Consider the following 450-nt stretch of genomic DNA (forward strand, 5'->3'; position numbering starts at 1 on the left):
ATATTGAATCGTTCGGCGTGTCCCATGATGCTGCGGAACCGATGTTTTACGTGTTTCATAATGGAGGAAAAAAGCTTGTTCTCATTACGGATACAGGGTATGTCAGCGACCGCATGAAGGGGACAATCTCCAATGCTGACGTGTACATTTTTGAGTCCAATCATGATGTGCAAATGCTTCGTATGGGACGCTATCCGTGGAACATTAAACGAAGAATCCTCAGCGATGTCGGCCATGTCTCTAATGAAGATGCGGCCTTGGCAATGAGTGATGTGATTGGCGATCGGACGAAGAGAGTCTACCTCGCCCATCTAAGCCTTGATAATAATATGAAAGACCTAGCGAAAATGTCTGTAACGCAGACATTAGAGAGTCGAGGCCTGATTGTCGGAGAACAATTCGATCTTTACGATACAGACCCGAAAATACCGACTATTTTAACAGCAGTAT

Annotated in this window: 1 protein-coding gene; it reads left to right on the top strand. The window is 44.9% G+C overall.

Annotated elements, in window-relative coordinates; all coding sequences use genetic code 11:
• On the top strand, positions 1 to 450 hold a 450-nt coding region (locus tag LC457_RS23315), incomplete at both ends, for an MBL fold metallo-hydrolase (RefSeq protein WP_223601924.1).

The sequence above is a fragment of the Chryseobacterium sp. GVT01B genome, assembly GCF_019970045.1.
GTDB lineage: Bacteria > Bacteroidota > Bacteroidia > Flavobacteriales > Weeksellaceae > Chryseobacterium.